Here is a 6665-nt window from a genome sequence, read left to right on the forward strand (position 1 = left end):
GCAAGACGGTATCTACAGGATTATGCACTTTTGTAGGGTGCGTATTTATACGCACCTGGGGATGTGCACGGCAGCCAGTAAACCTTCAGCCATCACCGAAGCCGGATAAAGGGTGGGATACGGGGCCGTGGAGTAAAGCGTCACACGCCATGGATGGCGTGTGCCGAGCGATCAGGGATGAGACAGCGTCTTTACGGAGCGGTCCTGTATTTCACCCTGAGAGTGCAAAAACGACAGACACAGTGGTCTCGCTTCGCTCGGCTCAAACCTCCTTCGGAGGTTCTCATCCTCTTTTGCTGCGAACGAAAAAAGCCCGCTTTTTGCAAAGCGGGCTTTTCGAATATGGTCGGCGAGAGAGGATTCGAACCTCCGACCCACTGGTCCCAAACCAGTTGCGCTACCAAGCTGCGCTACTCGCCGATGGGGGCGAATATTACTGCCGTGACTTTAGAGCGTCAATCCCTTTTCCCGAAAATCCGCCTGATTGCCTGGAAAGCAAGCAGTGCCTTAAACACCTGCCTGCTCAATAAGATCCAGGCACGAATTACAGCGCTTTCGCACTGCTGGCAGTGGCAGGTGCCTGGCACCAGTTATTCGCTGCTTTAATACCGCCATCCGGCGAGGTATAACCCAGACACCCTAAAATGGTGTCGAACAGCTCAACGTGACGATGGGTTTTGCCGACGCGCTGCTGCGCCTGTAAGCGCTCAAAGTTGCTGCGGTTAGTCGGGTCCTGCAAATACTTATCGGACGCCCAGACAATCATCGGCACGCGGAACTGCTCCGGCGGCGCCATCTCGCGCGGCGTACCGTGCAGGTGCATATTTTCGCTGATCGACTCGCCGTGGTCGGCGGCATAGAACACAATCGCTTTCTTATCACGCAGCTGATCCAGCACGCTGTCCAGCATGGTATCAACATACAGAATCGAGTTGTCATAGGCGTTAATCAGCTGGGCTTTGCTGCACTTATCGTCCACGCCAATACACTCAGGCTGATAGCGGGCAAACTCGCGCGGATAACGCTGCGAATAGAGATAGTGCGAACCTTTCGTGTGCAACACCACCAGATGCTTGCCTTTCGGGAAGCGCTGCAGTGAAGCCTGCAGTTCCGGCACCAGCAGCATATCGTCCACCGCTTTGCCCTGATTGCGCTTCTCAGAACCAATCTGCTCGCGGAACGAGAAGTTATTCACATCGGCGTTGTCGTAGAACCACACTTCGCTCTGCATGGCGAACAGCTCGGAGGTGAAGCCCAGCTCTTTCATCACCGCAAAAATGTTCTGCTCTTTCAGCGTACGGCCAGGGTTATCCATGGTGCCGCCCTCGCGCACAAACATGCAGCGCAGCGACAGCTTGGTGGCGGTATCACAGGATTCACCGCGGAATGCCACCAGATTCTTCTCTTTCGACAGCTTCGGCGTGGTATCGCGGTTATAGCCCAGCATGCCCATGTGATCCCAGCGCGTGGTCTCGCCAATCACAAACACTACATAGGTATCGTCAATGCCAGGCGGCGCCACATAGGTAAACTTCTTCGCCGGATCGAGCAACTCCTGGCTGTCCAGCTTCTCGTCCACCTTAGTCCAGGCGAACAGGCCCAGCGCCGCGATCCAGTTCGAAGGCAGATAAGAGTGCGCCACTACGCCGCCATAGCTTGGCAGATCGATATTGGTGAGCTCTTCATTGGCTTTTTGCAGCTTGTCGAAGTAGCGAATCGGCAGCCATACCAGCGCCACGCTCAGCAACAGGATCACTGTAGGTTTCAGGCGCTGACCGGGGGTTTTCAGCTGTTCAATCAGCGTCAGGCTCAGGTTATTGCGCCAGATCAGCAGCAGCGGCAGTGCGCTCACCAGCACCATCCACAGCACAAAGTGCAGCCCGATAACCTCTTTAGAGAGATCGACATCGGTGGTCATGACCGACGCCACGATGCCGTAACCGATCACCACGTTAAAGAACGCCATGTAATAGGCGGCGGCCACCGAAATCACCACCAGCAGGCTGGCGATCACGCGATAAAACCATTTGCCACCCAGCGACAGCAGTCGCATCAGGAAGAAGGTCAGCAGTACGGCCGCGGTCACTTCCGCCGCGGCGGATAACCAGTTGGTGACGGTGGATTTCGTTAAGAAGCCGTCAAAACGGCGATAAAAGATTGGCAAATTCAATAAGATGCCAAGATAGAGCGCCAGCAAAAGCGACAACTTTTGCTGCGTTAAACTTTTAATGTAATTCATATAAATTTCTGTTCCCGACCTGGTGTCGATGCTTCAACCGTAAATGTGACTGTGCAAAGAGCGTAAGGTTCGCTTGCGTAGCAGAAAAGCGTGACCTGGCGAGTAGGATCGGGACGAATCTGAACCCAAATAATTACGATGATGCACGGAGCGCAGCAGTAGAACATTTAACCAATGGTAAGACCAGAAAATTCTTTAGTTCGATGGGATGCGGGATGGTGTTCGTGATAAAAAAGGCTCCCGCAGGAGCCTTTTATGCATGCATCAACTTAGTTGATGATATTCAGCGTCACGTCGATGTTGCCGCGCGTCGCATTTGAGTACGGACAAACAATGTGTGCCGCATCAACCAGCTTCTGCGCTTCCGCCGCGTCCATCTCTGGCAGATGGATATTCAGTTTTGCTTCAATGCCAAAACCGGTGGGGATAGGACCAATCCCCACTTCGCCCTCAATCCACGCGTCTTTTGGCATGGCGATTTTGTCGCGGCCGGCGACAAATTTCATCGCGCCGAGGAAGCAGGCAGAGTAGCCGGCAGCAAACAGCTGCTCCGGGTTCGTCACCTCGCCGCCCGCGCCGCCCATCTCTTTTGGCACGCCCAGCTTCACGTCCAGCACGTTATCAGACGAGGTGGCGCGGCCATCGCGGCCACCGGTTGCTTTGGCTTTGGCGGTGTAAATCACTTTTTCTAAAGACATCATAACCTCACTATTCGCTATACAATCGCGTGCTATTTATAAGGCACAAGGGAAAACTTCACTCTCAGGATGCCGCCGCAGCGACATCCCTGATGCTCAGGTGGCGCGATTCAGGTTGCCGCGCAGATCGTCCAGCTGCTGTTTCAGCGCCGCCATAGTGTCGGTATCGCAGGCGGTCGCACACTGTACCGCTTCCGGAATGCTGGCGGCTTTTTCCTGCAGCGCGCGCCCCTGGTCGGTCAGCGTGACCACGACCTGGCGCTCATCCTGACGCGAACGCTGGCGGCGCAGCAAACCAGCGCTCTCCAGTCGTTTCAGCAGTGGCGTCAGGGTGGCCGAATCGAGAAACAGCTTTTCACCAATCTCCGATACCGTCAGATCATCCTGATGCCACAGCACCAGCATCACCAGATATTGCGGATAGGTGATCTCCAGCGCCGCCAGCAGTTGGCGATAGACTTTATGCATCGCCAGGTTCGCCGAATAGAGCGCGAAACACAGATGCTGATCAAGCTGGAGTGGCGCAGGCTTCACTTTTTTGTCATCTTGATTACTGTTCATGCGACTCAATATAGATAGCGCGCTAGATAATTGCAAGCAACTTTTTCCTGGAGTGTGAAGATGCGTGATTCACTGGAAGAGCAGGCGCGCCGTTATGCCACGCAGGCACATGCCGATGCGGGCCAGCGTCGCAAATACACCGACGAACCCTATATTGTGCATCCGGCTGCCGTCGCGGAGCTGGTACGCAGCGTCAGCGATGACGAAGCGATGATCGCTGCCGCCTGGCTGCACGACACGGTGGAGGACACCGCTAGTACCTTACAGGATATTGAAGAACACTTTGGTGCGCGCGTTGCACACCTGGTGGACATGCTCACCGACAGCGCCCAGCCGCAGGCAAAGAATCGTACCGCCCGTAAGCTGGCACACTTTCGCCACACTGCCGAAGCCTCGCCCGAGGCGCAAACCATCAAGCTGGCCGATATCATCGATAATACCCGTGCCATCGTGCAGTTCGATCCCAATTTTGCCCGGGTTTACCTGGTCGAGAAACAGATTCAGATTCAGCTGTTACAGCAGGGGGATCGGCGTTTATGGCAGCAGGCGAATCACATCATTGAACAGGGCATCGCGCAGCTGGCAAAACCGCCGTACAGCGTGCCGGAAAGCTGGTTTGTCAAACAGGCGGCGAAATACGGTGGCTTAAGCTGAAAAAAACCCGCCGTGCAGGCGGGTCACAGAGAACCGATAGTCGGCGTTATTCCAGCAGCTGTCGGCCCAGATACGGATTGGCCTGCAGCAGTTTCATCAGTTTGCGAGCCGTGGCGGATGGGCGCGTACGTTGCGCTTCCCAGCTTTTTACTGACGAGACGCTCACCCCCATCACGCGGGCGAATTCATCCACCTGCATGCCGGTCATCTCGCGTAAACGCTGCGGTTCGGGAACGGAAACGGTATTGAGTGCAATTTCTGATACGGGAGTCTGTGCATCACGTGTCAAAACAATTTGCTCAAGACTGCTGAGTAATTCGACCATTGGATCTTTTATTTCCATAGAGAACTCCTTAAAACTCACTATGAAGCACGTGAAAGTAGAGAGGTAAGCGCCACCAGGCGCTGAAACCGGCCTTATCAGGCTGTATCCCGAAACAGTTTTCCCTTATCAGGGCGAAAATAGTGTTTTAATGAAACCGTTACGGGACACAGCCTGTTGCACACTGCGAAAAGATGTCAGGGCAATGCAACATTGAACCGGGTCTCTAAGTATGGGTCAGATCCCCGGCTTTGCTGCCTGTTTCCTGATTATTTTTTCTTCTTTCTTATACTGCAAACGGATCGATCACCATAAGTAACTGACCCGCCTGCACTTGCTGCCCGGCCTGGCGTTGCAGGCTGTGGATTTTGCCACTGACCGGCGCCACGATCGGGATTTCCATCTTCATGGATTCGAGAATGCCTACCGTGGCACCCGCGGTCACATCACTGCCTTCCGCCACCAGCCATTGCCACACGCTGCCCGCCACCTGGCTCTCCACGCTGTGGCAGCCCGCCGGCACCACCACTTCCTCGCTGCTCTGCGCCTGCAGCTGGCTGTCGAAGGTGAACTGGCCATCGGCGCGCCAGCGCGCCAGCTCTGCGTCAAACGCCTGCTGACGCTTCTGCTGGAACGCGTCGATCTCCGTCGCCTGGGCAGTCAGCAGCGCCTGATACTCGGCGAGCCGGAACTCACCGGCTTCCACGCGCAGCGGATAATCGCCCCACGGGAAACGTTCGCGGATTTGCAGCAGTTCGTCGGCACTGACCGGATAAAAACGGATTTGGTCGAAGAAACGCAGCAGCCACGGCTGGGTAAAGGCGCTGGTGCGGCGATCGCGATTCCACATCTGCAGCGTACGTCCGACGAACTGGTAGCCGCCCGGCCCTTCCATGCCATAAACACACAGATACGCGCCGCCGATGCCCACCGAGTTTTCCGCCGTCCAGGTGCGCGCCGGATTGTATTTGGTGGTCACCAGGCGGTGTCGCGGATCGAGTGGCGTCGCCACCGGTGCGCCGAGATAGACATCGCCCAGCCCCATCACCAGATACGAGGCGCTGAACACAATCTGTTTCACCGCCTCCACGCTTTCGAGCCCGTTGATGCGCCGGATAAACTCAATGTTGCTCGGGCACCAGGGCGCATTCGGACGCACCGACTGGCTATAGCGTGTCACGGCTTCACGGCAGGCGGCATCATCCCAGCTGAGCGGCAGCCACACAGTGCGCGATGGCACAGCCGCGTCGGCGAGGTCGCCCAGCAGATTATCAGCTTGCAAAATTTGCGCCAACAACTCACTTCTTGCGCACTGCTGCGCATCATAATGCACCTGTAACGAGCGGATGCCGGGCGTCAGCTCCAGCTGACCCGCCAGCGGATGCGCCTCCAGCCACTGCATCAGGGCGTGAACGCGGAAACGCAGCGCGATGTCCAGCGTCAGCGCGCCATACTCCACCAGCAGAAAACGGTCTCCCGCGGCGCGCACGCACAGTGCAGGCCGCCCTGCGGTTGCTGCATGCTGGTGCAAGATCGGATCGATCAGCGGCAGTGCTGGCGCCACGCGCACTGCTTCCGCTTGCAGATGCGCGATCTCGCTGCGCTGCGCCTGTGCCAGACGATCGGCATCAGCAAGGGCGATCGGCACAAAGCGCAGTCGATCGCCCGCTTTGAGCTGACCCAGCTTCCACAGATCGGCGTCGATCACCGTCGCCGGACAGACAAAGCCGCCCAGCGAAGGGCCGTCCGGCCCGAGGATCACCGGCATATCGCCGGTAAAATCCACCGTACCATAGGCATAGGCGTTGTCGTGAATATTGGACGGATGCATGCCCGCCTCACCGCCGTCGCTGCGCGCCCAGTCAGGTTTCGGGCCGATCAGCCGAATCCCGGTGCGGCTGGAGTTGTAGTGCACCTGCCACTCGGCAGCGAAAAATTCGCTTATATCGTCATCGGTAAAAAAGGCGGGCGCGCCGTGCGGACCATAAATAACGCGCAGCTGCCATTCACCGTTAAGCGGCGGCAGCAGCGTCTCAGGCAGGCGCGCCGCCGTAGCCTGACGCGGCGCGGCCAGCTGCAGCACGTCGCCGGCGCGCAGCGCCCGCCCGGCATGACCGCCAAACTTACCCAGCGTAAAGGTACTGCGGCTGCCCAGATAGCGCGGCGTATCCAGCCCGCCCGCCAGCAGCAG

General features: G+C 57.2%; 6 protein-coding genes and 1 tRNA gene. 1 reads left to right on the forward strand and 6 read right to left on the reverse strand.

Features of this window, described 5'->3' with window-relative positions; all coding sequences use genetic code 11:
* Positions 1-343 precede the first annotated feature (343 nt).
* The 4 genes from ERD80_RS20660 to ERD80_RS20675 all read right to left on the reverse strand — a co-directional run bounded on the left by ERD80_RS20660 (position 344) and on the right by ERD80_RS20675 (position 3498).
* Positions 344-420: transfer RNA gene (locus ERD80_RS20660), tRNA-Pro, on the reverse strand.
* A gap of 124 nt (positions 421-544) precedes the next feature.
* Positions 545-2239, reverse strand: a complete 1695-nt coding sequence (gene eptB, locus ERD80_RS20665; protein WP_104094238.1) for a kdo(2)-lipid A phosphoethanolamine 7''-transferase — start codon at positions 2237-2239, stop codon at positions 545-547.
* Between the two features lie 269 nt (positions 2240-2508).
* On the reverse strand, positions 2509-2937 hold the full coding sequence (locus ERD80_RS20670; RefSeq protein ID WP_021507024.1) for an organic hydroperoxide resistance protein: 429 nt from the start codon (positions 2935-2937) through the stop codon (positions 2509-2511).
* A gap of 96 nt (positions 2938-3033) precedes the next feature.
* Positions 3034-3498 carry a MarR family transcriptional regulator gene (locus ERD80_RS20675; RefSeq protein ID WP_010616544.1) on the reverse strand — a complete coding sequence of 155 codons (465 nt, stop codon included), beginning with the start codon at positions 3496-3498 and terminating at the stop codon, positions 3034-3036.
* Between the two features lie 60 nt (positions 3499-3558).
* Here ERD80_RS20675 and ERD80_RS20680 point away from each other — a divergent pair, with 60 nt between their 5' ends.
* Positions 3559-4152 carry an HD domain-containing protein gene (locus tag ERD80_RS20680; protein WP_021507025.1) on the forward strand — a complete coding sequence of 198 codons (594 nt, stop codon included), beginning with the start codon at positions 3559-3561 and terminating at the stop codon, positions 4150-4152.
* Between the two features lie 46 nt (positions 4153-4198).
* Here ERD80_RS20680 and ERD80_RS20685 read toward each other — a convergent pair whose 3' ends face one another.
* Both ERD80_RS20685 and ERD80_RS20690 read right to left on the reverse strand, forming a co-directional pair.
* A complete protein-coding gene (locus ERD80_RS20685) occupies positions 4199-4495 on the reverse strand; it encodes an HTH-type transcriptional regulator (protein ID WP_021507026.1) in 297 nt (98 codons plus the stop codon).
* 265 nt (positions 4496-4760) lie between these two features.
* Positions 4761-6665: carboxyltransferase domain-containing protein (locus tag ERD80_RS20690; RefSeq protein WP_136548363.1), on the reverse strand; the 1905-nt coding region annotated here is incomplete at its 5' end.

Origin of the sequence: Pantoea sp. R102 (assembly GCF_004916815.1) — a bacterium.
Classification (GTDB): Bacteria; Pseudomonadota; Gammaproteobacteria; order Enterobacterales; family Enterobacteriaceae; genus Pantoea; species Pantoea dispersa.